The organism is Ruegeria sp. CDSB117, assembly GCF_059611005.1.
In genome coordinates this window covers 107651-123930 of the sequence record NZ_JBXWOS010000005.1, presented here as the reverse complement: position 1 = coordinate 123930, position 16280 = coordinate 107651, and the positions used below count along the sequence as shown (strand labels likewise).

The window sequence follows — 16280 nt, the reverse complement described above, 5'->3', positions numbered from 1 at the left end:
CCTCAGATAGGTCTGGCTGCGCGCGGATCGGGCGCGGGAACTGGATCGGTAGGTGCGGCGATCTTGTCGTCGAACCGGTGAGTAAATTTGAAGACGTCGACGGCGCACACGTCGATGCAACGACCGCAGGTGGTGCAGTCAGGGGAAAGGATCAGTGGTGTGGAACCCGACTTACCCTTCAGCGCAGGAGATATGACCTGATTTTCTGGGCAAACGGCATAGCAATCCATGCAATCATCGCAGGCTGCGCGATTTGAGGCGCTGACCCGCAGCAAACCTTTGGCACCAATCAGGCCGTAAAATGCGCCAACCGGACAGATGTGACCGCACCAGCCGTGGCGCGAAACGAACAGGTCGAACACGAAGATGGCAATGATCATGGCCCACGCGAACCCCGCGCCGAAAATCAGCCCGCGATGCAGCATGGTGATCGGGTTGACCAGCTCCCATGCGATCATGCCTGTAGCGCCCGAGACGATTAGGACGGTGGCCAATATCCAAAGGCGGGTGCTGCGCTTGGGCTGCCAGCCTTTCGGCAGGTCCAAACGTCTGTGCAACCAGTTGGCTGCGTCGGTGACTGGGTTGATCGGACAAACCCATGAACAATAGACGCGCCCACCAATCAGAGCGTAAGCGGTGAGAACGATCACTCCGCCGATCAGGGCCGTCAATTCCGGCCAATGCCCAGCGATCACGCTTTGCAGCAGGATAAGCGGGTCGGTCAGCGGCAGCACGCCCAGTGTCAAAGATCCCGCAAGCGTGCCTTGAACGATCCAGATGCCGAACCACGGTCCTAGAAGAAACACCGCCAGAAAGAGCAACTGGCTTGCGCGGCGCAGCAGCAGGTATTTGTGGGCGCGCACCCAACCTTTTTCTTCGATGGCCTCCATTCCGGCCGGCATATGTGTGCGTGCACTCATTGTCCGACCCCCGGCAAATCGTATGCTGGTGCGAACCCGCCCGGTGCGGCAAGGTTGTCGGTGCCCGGTCCGGGCAGTCGGTCCGGCAGATCGATGAGGCCTTCAACAAGGGGACCGCCTTTGGCCTCTTTCTCTTCCCAGCCTTTGCGGTAGTGATCGGCACTGCTGCCGCGCGCCAGACGCACAGGCAGGACCTTGATCGCGGCCTCGGGCAGAACACAGCTTTTCTCGCACATGCCGCAGCCTGTGCAGTGGTCCGCATGAACGGTTGGGATGAACATTGCGTGGTGGCCTGAACGTTCGTTATGGGCCGTTTCCAGCGTGATTGCCTCATCAATCACGGGGCAGACGCGATAGCAGACATCGCAGCGCAGGCCGAGGAAGTTCAGGCAGTTCTCCTGATCGACAAGGACGGCAACGCCCATCTTGGCATCATCAATATTGTCGAGGGCCGGATTCAATGCACCGGTGGGGCAGGCGGCCACGCAAGGGATGTCGTCACACATTTCACAAGGCACATCCCGTGCTGTGAAATAGGGCGTCCCTGTAGCAACCGCATCCACGCCCAATTCCGCCAGTTTCAATGTGTCATAAGGGCAATCCCGCACGCAAAGCCCGCAGCGAATGCAAGCGGACAGAAACGCCTCTTCCGGTAGCGCGCCGGGGGGGCGCAACGCTTCGGCCGGCAACGCGCGGGCATCGCGGGCAAGCCATGCCAACAATGACCCGGCGACCACACAACCGCCCGACGCACGCGCCGCATCCTGCAGGAAGCGACGCCGTTGCGGCGAAAGAGGTTTACCTTCAAAGGGCATGGGGACGGCCTTTGCCTCGCTTGTCCGTTACGCGCGCTCGACCTTACAGGCGCATTTTTTGTAGTCGGTCTCTTTCGACAGCGGGCAAGTTGCGTCCAGCGTCAGCTTGTTGGTCAGCTGATGCTCGTCGAACCATGGCATAAAGACCAATCCGCGTGGCACCTTATTGCGGCCGCGCGTTTCAACCCGGCTGGTCACCTCGCCCCTGCGGGTGGAGAGTACGATCTCTTGCCCACGGCGCAGACCGCGATCCTTGGCGTCCTCCGGGTGCATGTAGACAACGGCTGACGGAAATGCGCGATGCAGTTCGGGCACGCGGCGGGTCATCGAACCTGAATGCCAGTGTTCCAGCACACGACCGGTGGACAGCCACAGATCAAATTCCTCATCCGGTACCTCGGCGGCGGGCTCAAAGGGGGCAAAGATGATCTTGGCCTTGCCGTCCTCGTAGCCGTAGAACTTAACGTCTGCGCCTTCCGGCACATACGGGTCATACCCTTCGCGGAAGCGATAGAGCGTTTCCTTGCCGTCAACGACAGGCCAGCGCATACCGCGGGCCTCGTGATACATCTCGAACGGAGCAAGGTCGTGCGCGTGGCCGCGTCCGAAATCGGCATATTCTTCGAACAGACCTTTCTGAACGTAGAATCCGAAATGCTCCGCGTCGTCGTTGTGGAACCCTTCCGCCGTTTCCGACAGCGGGAACTGGTCGACCTTACCGTTGGCATAAAGCACGTCATACATGGTCTTGCCGCGATGCTCGGGCATCTTGGCCAGCAGCTCTTCGCCCCAGACCTCTTCGATGGTAAAGCGTTTCGCGAATTCCATCAGCTGCCACAGGTCCGACTTGGCCTCACCCGGTGCCTGCACTTGCTGGCGCCAGAATTGCGTACGGCGTTCGGCGTTGCCATAGGCGCCTTCTTTCTCAACCCACATGGCCGTGGGAAGGATCAAGTCGGCCGAAACTGCGGTGACAGTAGGGTAAGGATCCGAGACTGTGATGAAGTTTTCCGGGTTACGGTAACCAGGATAGCCTTCTTCGTTGATGTTGGGCGCGGCTTGCATGTTGTTGTTGCACTGGACCCAATAGGCATTCAGTTCGCCGTCCTTCAGTTTGCGGTGCTGCAACACGGCGTGGAAGCCGGGCTTGGGCGGGATAGTGCCCTCGGGGATGTTCCATGCGGTTTCACAGATTTCACGGTGCTTATCATTCGTAACAACCATGTCCGCCGGCAGACGGTGGGCAAAGGTCCCCACTTCACGCGCCGTGCCACAGGCCGACGGTTGACCCGTCAGCGAGAAGGGAGAGTTGCCGGGTTCGGAAATCTTGCCCACCAGCAAGTGCACGTTATACATCAGCGAATTCACCCAGGACCCGCGAGTGTGCTGGTTGAAGCCCATGGTCCACAAGCTCATCACTTTACGATTCGGGTCGGCATATTGCTGGGCCAATTTCTCCAGCTTGTCTGCGGGAACACCCGAAAGTTCAGAAGTGTATTCCAACGTGTAGGGTGCGACGGCTTCGGCGTATTCTTCGAAGCTGATCGGTTCCATTTTGCCCGAGTTCGGATTTTCGGCTTCTTGCTGCAGCGCGTTGCTGTCGCGCAAGCCATAGCCGATATCGGTGGCGGTTTTGGTGATGTTAACGTGTTTCTTCACGAAGTCTTCGTTTACCGCGCCATTTTGAATGATGTAGTTGGCGATGTAGTTCAGGATCGCCAAATCGGTTTGCGGTTCAAAAACAATGCCGTTGTCCGCCAGTTCGAACGAGCGGTGTTCGAAAGTGGACAGCACATGCACCTCACATCCCGGCTTGGTCAGGCGCGTGTCTGTCAGGCGCGACCACAGGATTGGGTGCATCTCAGCCATGTTCGAGCCCCACAGCACGAAGGTGTCCGCGTGCTCAAAGTCGTCATAACACCCCATCGGCTCATCAATGCCGAAGGTTCGCATAAAACCTACGACGGCCGAGGCCATGCAGTGCCGGGCGTTGGGGTCGATGTTGTTGGACCGGAACCCGGCTTTCATCAGTTTGGAGGCCGCATAGCCTTCCCAAACCGTCCATTGCCCGGAACCAAACATACCGACACTGGTCGGGCCTTTCTTGGCCAGCGCCTCTTTCCATTTTGCGGCCATGACATCGAACGCTTCGTCCCAGCTGACTGGTTCGAACTCGCCGTTTTTGTCGTATTCGCCGTTGGTCTTGCGCAGCAAAGGCGTGGTCAGTCGATCCTTGCCGTACATAATCTTGGACAGGAAATAGCCTTTGATACAGTTCAATCCTCGGTTCACGGGCGCGTCTGGGTCACCTTGCGTCGCAACGACGCGACCTTCTTTGGTGCCAACCAGAACAGAGCAGCCTGTTCCACAGAACCGGCAAGCCGCCTTGTCCCAGCGGATGTCTGGCGTTCCTGCCTGGGCATTGGCTTGACCGGCTGCCAGCGGAATACCAGCAGCAGACGCCGTTGCTGCGGCGGCAGAGGCCTTGAGAAAAGTCCGACGGGATTCAGAATGTGTCATTGCGTGGGCCTCCGGCTGGGGGTTGGGCTTGGGGCATCGGGCTGCGGATGGGCGTCCGCGGGATCCTCGAAATGGTGATAGGTCAGTGTCAGTGAGATGACGCCCGGGATCTGGTGCAGATCCATGATGATCTCGGACGCAAGGCGTGATGGCGTGTCTTCGACGACGACAACAAATCGCCCATCTTCTGTTTCGGCGTGAATTTCGACACCCGGTGTGTCCTTCATCACCCGCGCTGCTGCGCTTGTGTGATCAGGTGCGACATGGGCAAGACAACCGCAGATGTTCATTGAGTAGCTTCCATTTGTGGTTGAGATTGGCGTTCAAGCGCAATGGCATCGGCGGGACATAAACTAGGGCAAATCCCGCATCCATTGCATGTATCAAAGTCAAGCACGGGCTCTGCGCGGCCAGCGGTCATCAGTTTGAAACGGATGGCGCCCTGATCGCAGTTGTCCTGGCAGATGCGGCAACTGACGCCGTTCATGGATAGGCAGGTGTCCGCCGTAAGCGCGGCGCGCCACGGCCAATCTGGCAAACAGTCAATCATTAACGCTTCGGTTGGACAAACCCGGGTGCAGTCGCCGCAGAAGGTGCAGGGATTGTCAGTTGGCTTGAACAGGGGGTATCCGTCTGTCCCGATGACGATCGCATCTTCGGGGCAAGTATCTGCGCAATCACCACATTTGCTGCATGTTTCAACAAAGCACAGCTCAACCGAGCCCGGAGGTCTGGCGATATTGCCGTCCTCTGGTCTAATCTTGGCGCTTAGAAACGCGCGTCGGCTGGTCAATTGTTGCATTGCATGCGACCTGGCTACACTCGATTCCTGTAATCGAGTGTATCGCATACCGTGATCTGTGGGGGTCTTTTTTGATTTAGGTCATTTTGCCCGATTATTATTAGTCATTTGGGAAACTTTAACTTTTGCACCTATGCGACCTTTGACGATCAGCGCCGAGGTCGAGCGGTTCGGATCAACAGAAGAAAGACAAAAACCGATCCCAGCGATGTCGTGACAATACCAACAGGCAGCTCTTGCGGGGCAAGCAACAGACGGCTCAGTATATCCGAACCTGTAAGCAACGCTGCCCCAACAATGGCGGCGGTAGGCACAAGCTGGCTGTGCAATGGCCCTGCGATACCGCGCGCGATGTGGGGAACCATCAAGCCGACAAAACCGATCACACCCGCAACGGACACAAACACAGCAGTCGCAAGAGCGGCCACGAAGAACATCCGGAACCGCAAGCCTTGAACGGGCACACCTAGGGTGGCGGCCGTCAAATCACCAGTCAGCAGCGCATCAAGCCAGCGGCTACGGTAAATTGCATAGGCGAGGATCAATGCTAAACCTGCGCAGACCAGAGGGAATGTCTCCCACCGGGCAAGACCCAAACCCCCAAGCATCCAAAAGATAACAGAATGAGCCGCACGGCTGTCGCCCGCGAAAATCAGATAATTGGTAATAGCTGAAAACAAAAACGAAACTGCAAGCCCCGCGAGGATCAGTTTTTCGGGCGCGCTTGTGCGCAGCCCATGAACCAAAGCCAGCACAATGCCTGACGCGACAAGCCCTCCGAAAAACGCGGCCAGTGGCAGGGTCCAAAAGCCCAGCACATCTCCGGTTACTGTAATGACAAAGACAGCTCCCGCCGCAGCTCCAGAGGACAGTCCGAACAGAAACGGGTCCGCCAGATCGTTGCGTGTGGTGGTTTGCAGGACAACGCCGACGATGCCCAATCCGGCACCGATCACGGCGGCAAACAGCGCGCGTGGTAAGCGCAGGTCAAACACGATGCGGTGGAGCGGAGACATCTCTCCGTCCATCATCCCCGTGCCCAACAAGACACCCGCCAGTGCGTCAGAGGCCGGAATGGATGTGGTTCCGTAGATAGTCGAGGTCAGCAAAAGGGCGGCCAGTACAGCCGCCCCCAGCAAGAGTGTCAGGCCAAGTCGGCCCATATCAGTTCAGACCCGGATGCATAGCCTTGGCCATTTTCGAGATTGCCTCGATATTTGCAGGTCCGGGTGTCAGTTCTTCGTAGCGCAGACCAATCCAGCGTTCGTTCTTGACTGCGTCCGTCTGAGACATCACAGGATGGTCCTGTAGGAACTTGAAGGTATCCGCCGCGCCATTTCCAGTTTGATAATCAAGTAAAACCAGGAATTCCGGGTTCGACGCGACGACAGCCTCCCACGAGGAACGTCCCCAACTGGTGTCCATATCATGGGTGACGTTCTCGCCGCCAGCGGCAGCAATCATTGCGTCGGGAATGGCAAACTTGCCAGCCGTAAACGGTGCATCGGCGGGGCCGTCCAGCAGGAAAACGCGGGGTTTCGGCAGGTAGGCTGTCTGCGTTTCAATCGCGGACAGTTCTTCTTTCCAGCCGGAAACCAGCTCTTCCGCCTTGTCTTCAACTTGCATTACTTTGCCCAAGCGAAGGACGTCGGTGAACAGTAAGTCCATGCTGGCTTCGGGGCGATCCTTATCCAGATGTACGCAGCTTTCCGTCAGGATCATCGTTTTGATGCCAAACGGCGCAAGAGTGTCCGGGGTCACGTCACCGCCCGGCTTCATGCCATAGTACCAGCCCGCAAAGAAAAGGTCGGGTTCGACAGCGACCAGATTTTCTACTGTCGGATACTTGGGTGCAAGTTCCGGGATGTCGCCGCGCAGGGTGTCAAACTCGGGGCTGGTTTTGTACCAGCCGGTGATGCCCGTCAGGCCCACGATCTTGTCCTGCAAACCCAGCGCAAAGGCCATGTCGGTCATGTTCATGTCGTGTACGACCAGCCGCTCGGGCTGAGTTTCAAACACCAGCGGCTCGCCGCAATTGTCGACGGTGATCTCGCGCGCTGTTGCGGCACTTGCAATGCCGCTGATCAGTGCAGCGCACCAGAGAGTTTTGTTCATTTTACTTTTCCTAGTTTGAGGTAGTGGTTCTTCGGATATCCAGTGCCGGGATCATGCGGCCTTCATGCTGAAAGCTAAGAAAATCGACACCAAACGTTTCACGGACCCTTTTGGGTGTCAGCACTTCGTGCACTGGGCCGAAACCGGTCAGGCGCGTGGATTTCATCAACGCGACATGGGTCGCGAATTCCGGGATCATGACCAGATCATGAACGATCATGACCACCGTAATGCCCAGCTCGGCGACCAGCGACAGCATGCGTCCCTTGGCATCCGGATCCAGATGGTTCGTCGGCTCATCCAAAAACAGCAACGACGGGTTCTGCGCCAGCGCCCTTGCAATATGAGCACGCTGGCGTTCCCCGCCGGATAACATGGCCATTCGCTTGTCGGCGAGGGCGAAGAGTCCGGTCAGTTTAAGGATTCGGTCCAATTCCAAGGCGTGCTCAGCGGCAGACCGATCAGCGCGGATGGGGATTTGCCCAAGGGCCACGTAGTCACGCAGAAACAAACGCCCGTCCGGCGATTCCTGCTGACTGACCACGGCGATCATTCGGGCGCGGTCCATTGCCGAAAGCTGCCGAAGGCTGCGCCCCTTTACCAAAACGTCCCCCAGCACAATCTCTTCACCGCCGCACAAAAGATTCAGCAGCGTTGTCTTACCCGCACCGTTTGGGCCGGCAATTGCCAGAGTGGCCCCTTCATTCAGTTCGAAATTGATGTTTTGCAGCAGTACGTCGCCGTTCAGGGCATAATACTCCAGCCCGCGCGCCTCAAGGAAAGCTCCGCAGGTCATGCGCTTGTCTCCACTTTTAGCCGCGGCAGGCGCGCCAGAGTCTTTTCAAGAAGGGCAGGCGGGCGCTGCGTTGCATTGGTCCACCCATCCGCGATGCGATGGTATTGATGTGCAAATTCGGCCAAAGCATCCACGTCCTCAGTCGATTGGATGTCACCGAAAAGGTACTGCGCTTTGTCGAATGCCTGAACCCCGACGGTTGTGGGACGACCGCAACCGGCCATGCAGGAAACGCTTTGGATGTCAAAACTGGATGGAAGCTTGCTTGCAAGCGCAGCGCGCAATGAATCCGCCCGGTCAGAACCCTCGCAGGTCTCGCAAATCAGAAGGAAATGATCAGGACTGATCGACATAGCCCACTCCGCCTGTTGCCAAGCGCGGGCAGAAGGTGCCAATCATGTCATCACGTCTTAGACGTGTCATAAAGCCTCCTTCCAGGACGCCCCGCCCCGGGTTGGTTGAACATCGGATGGTAGGTCTCCTGACTTGCGGGTCGTGGCTTGGCCATCCTTCCCGACCCATTTGGGGTCAGTGGGTATTTGGCGTCGCTCACCGCTTACAGTTGCGGGGGCAGTCACGGACTTGGCGCTTGTTGGCAACCTCACCGTATTCCCTTTTCATCCCGTGGCGAACCATAGGGAACCATCGCGGTGATGCTTGCCCGAGTTCCGAATTTGGGTCAAGCGATAATCCGCGCCGCCCCACGCACAGAGGTCATTTGTCATTTGCCAATGATCTGACTACGCTGCGTTGCAGAAATGTAGCAACAAAGGTGGATATGTTCTGGTTCCGGGGGGCCGCACATCCAATGTTTGAAACAACGAACACGCATTCAAAAACAAAGCCGGACGAGATGAAAATTCAAGAAAACAGAACCTATTCTCAACTGAAGGTAGGCGACAAGGCGCAGGTCACCCGATTGTGCACCGTGGACGACTTGTACGCGTTTGCCTCGGCTTCGGGTGACCACAACCCGCTAAATCTGGCGGCCTATGACGGAGATGGAGATGGACACCCCGAGGCTGTTGCGCCCGCCTTGTGGCCCGCGGGTTTGGTGGCTGCAGTCATTGGAAACATCTTACCGGGGGCCGGTACGCAAACACGTCGGGCGGACCTGAGTTTTCATGCTCCGGTTATGGCGGGCGAAGAACTGACCGCCTTTGTGGCTGTTACCGAAAAGCGTGAAGACGGCGACCTGACCTGTTCCGCCGAAGTGCGCCGGGTCGGGGATAACGCATTGATCCTGAGTGGTACCGTACAGGTCACGCCACCGTCGCGGCATTTGACCTTCGACTCGGTCGAGGTGCCGGGACTGATCGTTCAGCGTCACCGGCATTTCGACGCTTTGTTGGAAAGGGTACGTCCTTTGGACCCGATGCCCACAGCGATCGTCGCCCCGGAAGAGCCGAATTCGCTAGGCGGGGCATTACTCGCGTTGGAAAGCGGCATCATTACTCCGATTTTGGTTGGCGACCCGGACAAAATCACCGCCGCTGCTGCCCAGCTTGGGGCCGATTTGTCCGGAGTTGAAATCATTGAAGCGCGAGACCAGGAAGTGGCCGCCCAACGCGCGGTCGGGCTGGTCGTTGAAAGTAAGGCCCGGATGCTGATGAAGGGTCATTTGCACACGGATGTGTTGTTACGCGCCGTTCTGCGCAGGGAAAAAGGTCTGAGAACCGGGCGGCGGCTGTCGCATGTGTTCGTGATGGACGTGCCAGGCATGTCTCGACCCATCATGGTTACAGATGCGGCGGTGAATATCGCACCGGATCTCGAAACCAAGGCCGATATCGTTCAGAACGCCATCCATCTTGCGCATTCTATTGGCATCGAGATGCCTAAGGTTGGCGTCTTGTCAGCGGTTGAGACGATCAACCCGCATTTACCGTCGTCTGTCGATGCCGCGCTGTTGTCGAAAATGGCCGAGCGTGGGCAGATCACCGGCGGGCTGGTCGATGGCCCCTTGGCCATGGACAACGCGGTTGATCTGAACGCGGCGCGGACAAAAGGCATCACCTCACCGGTCGCGGGGGTCGCAGACATTCTGGTTGTTCCGAATATCGAAGCCGGCAACATGGTAGCCAAACAGCTGACATATATCTCTCATGCCGAGGCTGCCGGCGTCGTGATAGGTGCTGCGGCACCGATTATCCTGACATCTCGGGCAGATGATGATGCTTCGCGGCTGGCGTCTTGTGCTGTCGCGGCGCTGCATGCAATTGCGAATGAAGGCAAAATCCATGGCTGAACATGTTTTGGCACTGAATGCCGGGTCGTCCTCGTTGAAATTCGCGCTTTACGAACTGGTCGAGGACCGACGTCCCAGTATGCGCTGGCGCGGTCAGATCGAGCGGTTGGGGGATGCACCACGCTTGTTGGCCCAATCAGCAGGGGGGCGGTCTGTCGACCGTCAGTTGTCTGGAGCCAAAACACATGACGAGGCCATCAATGCGTTTCTTGAACTTACCCGCGAATACCTGCCGGACATTCACGTCCGGGCCGTGGGCCACCGCGTCGTTCACGGCGGACCAGTCTATTCGGAACCTGTCGTGGTGGACGAGCACGTCTTTGATACGCTAAGCGGTTTCATTCCCTTCGCGCCTTTGCACCAACCCTACAGCCTTACGGGTATCAAGGCGGCCGCCGCGGCTTTTCCTGGCACAACTCAGGTAGCGTGTTTCGACACCGCGTTTCACCGGACGCATCCTTGGGTGAATGATACCTTCGCATTGCCTCAAAGATTCTACGAAAAGGGCGTTCGCAGATACGGGTTTCACGGGCTGAGCTATGACTACGTCTCACAAAAACTGAAAGAAATTGCGCCGGGTTTGTACGACGGCCGCGTCGTCATTGCGCATCTGGGAAATGGCGCGTCGATGTGTGCGGTGTCGGGCGGTCGGGCCGTGGCCTCGACCATGGGATTTTCGGCGCTCGACGGTCTGCCCATGGGCACCCGCAGCGGGCAATTGGACCCGGGGGTCGTGCTTTACATGATGCAGCAAGAAGGGATGGAGGCAGACGAAATCGCCGAGCTTCTCTATCGAAAGTCTGGCTTGCTTGGTCTGTCCGGCATGTCCTCGGACATGCGCACCCTGTTGGCTGCTGACACTCCGGATGCGCGCAAAGCGATTGAGTACTACGTCTTCCGCATCCGTCGGGAACTGGGTGCCTTATCTGCTGCGCTGGAAGGCATCGACGCTTTGGTTTTTACTGGAGGTATCGGTGAAAATGCCGCCCGTATCCGACAGATGGTCTGCGAAGGGATGCGCTGGATCGGCATTGATATGGATCCGAACCGAAATGCCGACAACGCTACGGTTCTGTCCACTGATTTCAGCCGGGTGCGTATTCTGGCCATTCCCACAAACGAAGAGATGGTGATCGCCCGTGCAGCCGCCAGAATGGCATAATCGCTCCTAATCTGGTTTGTTTTTTCCACGCCGCGCGTATCTGAGTAAGACGCCAAGAACCGTGCTGATAATGTCAGGCGACAGCATCCCGATCGGATCGCGTTTGAGACCGACAATCATGTTGCGCGCTTCGGCGAAGTTGTCCCGGACTTCGTCTTCGATGTCGTGCAGCGCCATATCCCGTAACTCAACGGCCGCTGAGGTATCAGTTTCGGCCGTCATGGAATTTGCGACCAGTGCGAGGATCACGGCCAGAACAAGGTTCACCCCGGCCACTATGATTGCCGCCAGAGACTTTGACATGGTCTCGGACAGCCAAAAGAACCCGGCGACGTTCAGCATGATTACTGCAAGCCCAACGGCTAACCCGGCAGCAGCGTAAAAGCCTGTGCGTTTTGCCGCGACTGACAGTTGCCTTTGAGCAATAAGTCGCTCGGCGCGCAGGATGATCGAAATGTTGCGTGAAATGCGGTTCATGTTCGGGCTCCTACCGGGAACGGCCTAGAAGATAGCCAATCGTGAAAATCCCAAGGGCGAATAGGATCGGCCTTTTATGGGGAAATTCTTCAAGCTCTGTCATGACTTCTTCTAGTTGCGTTGACCACTCATCCAAGCTTTCGACAATTCCGTCCGTCATTGATTTGTCGGGATCAGCTTGTTTGCCGCTGCTCGAATCTGAAACGCCTTCTCGTGCGTTGGATTGTTCGGCCAGCTGACGCCGCAACTCTGCGACTTCGGCTTCTAGCTGTGCTTTGGTTACCATCACTCGGGTCCTTCGATGGTCGCGCAACAATCAGGCTCGCGACTTTTTCCTTTGTCGAGGGCCATGTTAATTCGATTTTTTGAATTCGGGAAAGGGTGTTATCCCGATGCAGCGATCAGCACCCGGCCCGGATGTGATCCAGCCGGCGCACGCGCTATCCGTTTATCAATAGTCTGATACCAGCAAGAAATCGGGCTTTGTGTTTTCTTCAATCGTTGCAAAGCGCGGAATGGGATCCTCGAATACATTATCGGTCCGGTCATCGTTGACAGTTGACACCTCGCCAATCAGGCAGTCGCCCTGTTCCGCCCAAAATGCGTGCCAGATACCCGGCATCAGGGTCACGCTCTGCCCGGGTTTCAGCCGCAGCAACTCACCAGGTACGATGGTGACAGGGCAGTTGTCGCTGGGAACAACCACCGGGTTATCCCGGTCTATACCGCCGTCCGGGTCCGAGGCATAAATCTCCATGACCAGATCGCCGCCGCCCCGGTTGATGATGTCTTCGGCCTTAATGATATGGCGATGCATCGGGGAGAGTTGCTTGTCCCGAGAAACCAAAAGCTTCTCTGCATATAGCATTCCGCGACCTTTGTTCAGATCCTGCACATCGCCATTACGCAGGGTAAATAGGAACAGGCCGAGCTCATCAAACCGGCCTTGACCATAGTCGGTAATGTCCCACCCGAGGCCGCGGTCACGGATGCCTTGTGCCTGTGCGCTGCGCATTTGTTCCGGCGACCAGTTGGCAAAAGGCGGCAGGACGGCCCCGAACGAGCGAATGAAGGCCTCGGCTTCGGTTTTGATGTCGTTGATATCTGATCTTTTCATCTCGGTCCCTCAGGGGGTCAAAGTTCATGCGCCCAGGGCGGGTTTGCGCCTGCGCGGGAAACGGTGATGGCGGCGACGTCTGCACCTTTGGCTAACGCCGCGCGCAAGTCGTCCTGGCCCAACGTCCGCAGATTGGACTTGGTCAATCGACCTGTTCGGTCCAATTCAGCAAGGACTCCGGCGTTGAACGTGTCACCGGCACCCACCGTATCGACCACCTCGACCGCTTTGACTGGCACCGAGGTTTCGGACCCGTCCGCCAGATATCCCGAGGCCCCATCACTGCCGCGCGTTACGATAACCACGGAAGGACCTGTTTGCAGCAGCAAAGGTACTTTCTCCGCCAGTGTTTCAGGTCCCGGAACGATCCAGTCCAGATCCTCATCCGAGACTTTGACGATGTCAGATTGTGCAATCATACGGTTTAGCCGGGTGCGATACCGCGTTTGATCCTTGATAAATCCCGGCCGGATATTTGGATCCAGCATGACCGCTCGGTCCGCTCCGTGACGCTCAAGCAGGGCTGCATAAGCATCAGCGCAGGGTTCGCACGCCAGGCTAATCCCGCCAAAATACAGCGCCGATGCAGCAGGCAATTGTTTTGGCATATCCTCAGGGGTCAACATGCGCCCGGCCGAGTTTTCGTCGACAAAGTTGTAGCTGGCATGGCCATCTTCCAGCTGGACAAACGCCAATGTCGTTGGGCGATCCGATCGGATCACATGGCTGGCGTCTACATGGCTGGTTTGCAGCGCGTCCGCCAGTTGCTGTCCGAACATATCCGACGATAGCCCGGTCAAAAGACCCGCTGGCGCGCCTAGCCGACCCAGCGCTACGGCTGTGTTGAACACTGCGCCGCCGGAGTGGGGCACGAATCCGCGCGACCCAGAAACGGTTGGCTCGGCGATCATGTCTATCAGGGCTTCACCGCAGCACAGAATCATGCCGTGGTCCTTTCTGTAACAGGGTCAGGCGGCCAGTTTACCGCGCGAGCGCACTTTTACAGAAATTGTTAGCGCCAACAATGCCAAATTCATCCTGCTCGGACACATACAGGTTCATTGAACGCCGCAAGTCACTGAACCGCCCACCGGCGTTAAAGGCATCCCGGAACGCATCCTTGAACAGCCACCGGTTTTTCTCGGCGACGCCACCCACAAGGAAAACACCCCCTGTCGGCATGTAGGCGACGGCCAGATCGCCCATAATGGCCCCAAGGTGAGTTTTGAACATATGCGCAGTTTTGACCGCAATCGGGTCGGAGTCCGCCAGCGCGTCCTGCAGTATATCCTTGGCGCTGCGCCTTGGAGCATCGGTCTGTCCAGCGGCCATGCTGGCGGCTTGGTACAGAATGGGAAGGCCGGTTCCGCTGAGGAACATTTCCGCTTCGAGCACTAGGCTGTCATCAAAGAAGCATTCGGGCGCGATATGGCGTGCCGCTTTGAAGACTTCGACCTCATCCTCGTGGCGTGGGGACAGGCCGACATGGCCACCTTCACCCGACGCGGTATGGTATCGCCCTTGGGAATACAGCAATGCGCCGACGCCAAGGCCTGTGCCGGGGCCTACAACCAGCCGGGTTCCGACCGGCGGTGTCTCAGCCCCTTGCAGGACCTCGACATGGTCACCGGTGATTTCGGCGACCGACCAGGCGGCCGCGGTGAAGTCATTGATAACAAATGTGTGTTGCGCTCCTGTTGCCTTGCCGATGTCGCTTTCGGACAAATCAAGATGTGCATTTGTCAGGCGGATTGTCCCGTCTTTGACCGGACCTGCTCCGGCCGCGACGACGGCGCGTGGGTCGGTGCCAATCTCGTCACGCAGGCTGTGGAACGCATCTAGAAGCTCTTGCAACGACCCGGTTGGGTATTTGCGAAGGTCCGTCAGTTGTCCGTTCGAGATGACACCCAGTCGCGTGTTTGTGCCGCCTATGTCTGCAACAAGGTTCCAGTGCTCGTGCATGGTTCCGGCAGGCTGCGCCATTGGTAGGGAAACAGACCCACCGGACAAGGCCGATTTCAGCGCGTTGTACGAGGCTTTTGGGGTCCGTTCGAGCGTATCGAAATCTACATCAACCAACCCGAACCGCTTTTCATAGCCAAAGGACCACTCGTAGTTATCCAACAGGGACCAGATGAAATAGCCCCTGACTGGAACGCCGTCGTCCAGCGCGTTTTGAACGGCACCAAGGTGTTTGTTGAGGTAATCAATGCGGTCGTCATCTTGCTTGCGTTCCGGGCTCGCCATGCCGTTTTCGGTGACATAAATCGGCAAGTCGCCGGTATAATCGCGCACCGTACGGGTCAGAAAGCGCGTCAGGGCATCGGGTTCAATCTCCCACCCCATCTGTGTTTTGGGAAGCGGGCCGGGTACTTCTTCCAGGCTTGGCCATGCGGTATCGGCAGGCGCGATCAGTTTGCGGGTATAGTAGTTCAGACCGCACCAATCGACGGGTGCACCAATGGTGTCAAAGTCGTCTCGCCAGCCGGATGGAAGATGAGGTTCCAACCCGTCCAGAACATTTTGCGGATAGGCTTTTTTGAACACACCACCTAGGAAAAACCGGTTGTAAATCCCGTCATAAAGATCGGCCGCCTTGCGCGCAGCGGGGCTGTCATCAGCGGGCTCGGCCCATTCCAGATTGAACACAGCGCCAAGGTTGGACATGCCGAGGCCACGCATCGCCTCAATGGCGCGGCCATGAGCCAGCAGAACATGATGCATGGCCCGTGCCGTCGCGCGAATGTCGCGCATTCCGGGTGCATGGTGGCCTTCAAAATGGCTCAGCCAGCTGACACACCACGGCTCATTGATTGGGGCGACGCTGTACATACGGTCGCCGATGCGGCCCATGATGACCTCGGTGAAATCGGCAAACCAGCTTGCGATATCCCGGTTGCGCCAGCCGCCCAGATCAGCAAGCGGAGAAGGCAATTCCCAATGATAGAGGGTCGCACAGGGCCGAATGCCGCGTTCCAACAAGGCGTCGGCAAGCCGGTCGTAATAATCCAGACCTGCCTGATTTACCGGGCCACGCCCTTCAGGCAAAACGCGCGCCCAGCTTGTCGAGAACCGGTAGCAATCAAAACCCGCGTCCCGCACAAGATCGAAATCCTGTGGAAAACGGTTCAGGTGGTCACAGGCCAGATCTCCATTCTCGTTTCGCACCACGTTTCCGGGTGAAGCGGCAAAGCTATCCCAATGGGTTTTCCCCGCGCCACCCTGTGCGTGGCCTTCGATTTGATAGGCAGAGGTTGCGACACCAAAGAGAAAGTCTTTGGGGAAGTCCGAACGAGTGTATTTCATTT

The 16280-nt window shown here is 57.6% G+C and carries 16 protein-coding genes, 1 pseudogene and 1 riboswitch; of the genes and pseudogenes, 2 read left to right on the top strand and 15 right to left on the bottom strand.

Annotated features, from left to right (window positions below; translation table 11 throughout):
- Positions 1–2: 2 nt before the first annotated feature.
- From napH to AC2FJC_RS08015, 9 genes are all read right to left on the bottom strand, one after another.
- Complete coding sequence (napH, locus tag AC2FJC_RS08055; protein WP_496739088.1) at positions 3–920, bottom strand: quinol dehydrogenase ferredoxin subunit NapH; 918 nt, start codon at positions 918–920, stop codon at positions 3–5.
- Positions 917–1735, bottom strand: coding sequence for a ferredoxin-type protein NapG (gene napG, locus AC2FJC_RS08050; RefSeq protein ID WP_496739087.1), 819 nt, complete (start codon positions 1733–1735; stop codon positions 917–919). The genes napH and napG overlap by 4 nt, the downstream gene beginning before the upstream one ends.
- A gap of 27 nt (positions 1736–1762) precedes the next feature.
- A complete protein-coding gene (napA, locus tag AC2FJC_RS08045) occupies positions 1763–4255 on the bottom strand; it encodes a nitrate reductase catalytic subunit NapA (protein ID WP_496739086.1) in 2493 nt (830 codons plus the stop codon).
- Entirely contained in the window at positions 4252–4545 is a 294-nt protein-coding gene (locus AC2FJC_RS08040; RefSeq protein ID WP_108859623.1) for a chaperone NapD, read from the bottom strand. Before AC2FJC_RS08040 ends, napA begins: the two co-directional genes overlap by 4 nt.
- Entirely contained in the window at positions 4542–5057 is a 516-nt protein-coding gene (locus AC2FJC_RS08035; protein WP_496739084.1) for a ferredoxin-type protein NapF, read from the bottom strand. The genes AC2FJC_RS08040 and AC2FJC_RS08035 overlap by 4 nt, the downstream gene beginning before the upstream one ends.
- Positions 5058–5206: 149 nt before the next feature.
- Positions 5207–6220, bottom strand: coding sequence for a FecCD family ABC transporter permease (locus AC2FJC_RS08030; RefSeq protein ID WP_496739083.1), 1014 nt, complete (start codon positions 6218–6220; stop codon positions 5207–5209).
- Between the two features lies 1 nt (position 6221).
- Positions 6222–7172 carry an ABC transporter substrate-binding protein gene (locus AC2FJC_RS08025; RefSeq protein ID WP_496739082.1) on the bottom strand — a complete coding sequence of 317 codons (951 nt, stop codon included), beginning with the start codon at positions 7170–7172 and terminating at the stop codon, positions 6222–6224.
- Positions 7173–7182: 10 nt separating this feature from the next.
- Positions 7183–7968, bottom strand: coding sequence for an ABC transporter ATP-binding protein (locus AC2FJC_RS08020; protein WP_496739081.1), 786 nt, complete (start codon positions 7966–7968; stop codon positions 7183–7185).
- A complete protein-coding gene (locus AC2FJC_RS08015) occupies positions 7965–8321 on the bottom strand; it encodes a DUF1636 family protein (RefSeq protein WP_496739080.1) in 357 nt (118 codons plus the stop codon). Before AC2FJC_RS08015 ends, AC2FJC_RS08020 begins: the two co-directional genes overlap by 4 nt.
- A 101-nt stretch (positions 8322–8422) precedes the next feature.
- Positions 8423–8628, bottom strand: a riboswitch (cobalamin riboswitch).
- Between the two features lie 193 nt (positions 8629–8821).
- Between AC2FJC_RS08015 and AC2FJC_RS08010 the strand changes: the two genes are divergently transcribed.
- Together AC2FJC_RS08010 and AC2FJC_RS08005 are read left to right on the top strand one after the other, a co-directional pair.
- Complete coding sequence (locus AC2FJC_RS08010; RefSeq protein ID WP_496739079.1) at positions 8822–10216, top strand: bifunctional enoyl-CoA hydratase/phosphate acetyltransferase; 1395 nt, start codon at positions 8822–8824, stop codon at positions 10214–10216.
- Complete coding sequence (locus AC2FJC_RS08005; protein WP_496739078.1) at positions 10209–11378, top strand: acetate/propionate family kinase; 1170 nt, start codon at positions 10209–10211, stop codon at positions 11376–11378. The genes AC2FJC_RS08010 and AC2FJC_RS08005 overlap by 8 nt, the downstream gene beginning before the upstream one ends.
- A gap of 6 nt (positions 11379–11384) precedes the next feature.
- On the opposite strand, the gene AC2FJC_RS08000 is transcribed toward AC2FJC_RS08005, so the two are convergent.
- The 6 genes and pseudogenes from AC2FJC_RS08000 to AC2FJC_RS07975 all read right to left on the bottom strand — a co-directional run.
- Complete coding sequence (locus AC2FJC_RS08000) at positions 11385–11855, bottom strand: phage holin family protein (protein ID WP_496739077.1); 471 nt, start codon at positions 11853–11855, stop codon at positions 11385–11387.
- A 10-nt stretch (positions 11856–11865) separates the two neighbouring features.
- Complete coding sequence (locus AC2FJC_RS07995; protein WP_496739076.1) at positions 11866–12141, bottom strand: hypothetical protein; 276 nt, start codon at positions 12139–12141, stop codon at positions 11866–11868.
- 165 nt (positions 12142–12306) lie between these two features.
- A complete protein-coding gene (locus tag AC2FJC_RS07990; RefSeq protein WP_496739075.1) occupies positions 12307–12972 on the bottom strand; it encodes a D-lyxose/D-mannose family sugar isomerase in 666 nt (221 codons plus the stop codon).
- A 17-nt stretch (positions 12973–12989) separates the two neighbouring features.
- Positions 12990–13916, bottom strand: a complete 927-nt coding sequence (locus tag AC2FJC_RS07985; protein ID WP_496739074.1) for a carbohydrate kinase family protein — start codon at positions 13914–13916, stop codon at positions 12990–12992.
- Between the two features lie 37 nt (positions 13917–13953).
- On the bottom strand, positions 13954–14934 hold the full coding sequence (locus tag AC2FJC_RS07980) for a glucokinase (RefSeq protein WP_496739155.1): 981 nt from the start codon (positions 14932–14934) through the stop codon (positions 13954–13956).
- A 42-nt stretch (positions 14935–14976) separates the two neighbouring features.
- Positions 14977–16278: pseudogene (locus tag AC2FJC_RS07975) on the bottom strand (GH1 family beta-glucosidase); the annotation flags it as partial.
- Positions 16279–16280 lie beyond the last annotated feature (2 nt).

What these genes read in the sequence shown, in the direction of transcription:
- napH (WP_496739088.1), bottom strand. Translation starts at nt 920, where the DNA reads ATGAGTGCACGCACACATATGCCGGCCGGAATGGAGGCCATCGAAGAA.
- napG (WP_496739087.1), bottom strand. Translation starts at nt 1,735, where the DNA reads ATGCCCTTTGAAGGTAAACCTCTTTCGCCGCAACGGCGTCGCTTCCTG.
- napA (WP_496739086.1), bottom strand. Translation starts at nt 4,255, where the DNA reads ATGACACATTCTGAATCCCGTCGGACTTTTCTCAAGGCCTCTGCCGCC.
- AC2FJC_RS08040 (WP_108859623.1), bottom strand. Translation starts at nt 4,545, where the DNA reads ATGAACATCTGCGGTTGTCTTGCCCATGTCGCACCTGATCACACAAGC.
- AC2FJC_RS08035 (WP_496739084.1), bottom strand. Translation starts at nt 5,057, where the DNA reads ATGCAACAATTGACCAGCCGACGCGCGTTTCTAAGCGCCAAGATTAGA.
- AC2FJC_RS08030 (WP_496739083.1), bottom strand. Translation starts at nt 6,220, where the DNA reads ATGGGCCGACTTGGCCTGACACTCTTGCTGGGGGCGGCTGTACTGGCC.
- AC2FJC_RS08025 (WP_496739082.1), bottom strand. Translation starts at nt 7,172, where the DNA reads ATGAACAAAACTCTCTGGTGCGCTGCACTGATCAGCGGCATTGCAAGT.
- AC2FJC_RS08020 (WP_496739081.1), bottom strand. Translation starts at nt 7,968, where the DNA reads ATGACCTGCGGAGCTTTCCTTGAGGCGCGCGGGCTGGAGTATTATGCC.
- AC2FJC_RS08015 (WP_496739080.1), bottom strand. Translation starts at nt 8,321, where the DNA reads ATGTCGATCAGTCCTGATCATTTCCTTCTGATTTGCGAGACCTGCGAG.
- AC2FJC_RS08010 (WP_496739079.1), top strand. Translation starts at nt 8,822, where the DNA reads ATGAAAATTCAAGAAAACAGAACCTATTCTCAACTGAAGGTAGGCGAC.
- AC2FJC_RS08005 (WP_496739078.1), top strand. Translation starts at nt 10,209, where the DNA reads ATGGCTGAACATGTTTTGGCACTGAATGCCGGGTCGTCCTCGTTGAAA.
- AC2FJC_RS08000 (WP_496739077.1), bottom strand. Translation starts at nt 11,855, where the DNA reads ATGAACCGCATTTCACGCAACATTTCGATCATCCTGCGCGCCGAGCGA.
- AC2FJC_RS07995 (WP_496739076.1), bottom strand. Translation starts at nt 12,141, where the DNA reads ATGGTAACCAAAGCACAGCTAGAAGCCGAAGTCGCAGAGTTGCGGCGT.
- AC2FJC_RS07990 (WP_496739075.1), bottom strand. Translation starts at nt 12,972, where the DNA reads ATGAAAAGATCAGATATCAACGACATCAAAACCGAAGCCGAGGCCTTC.
- AC2FJC_RS07985 (WP_496739074.1), bottom strand. Translation starts at nt 13,916, where the DNA reads ATGATTCTGTGCTGCGGTGAAGCCCTGATAGACATGATCGCCGAGCCA.
- AC2FJC_RS07980 (WP_496739155.1), bottom strand. Translation starts at nt 14,934, where the DNA reads ATGCACGAGCACTGGAACCTTGTTGCAGACATAGGCGGCACAAACACG.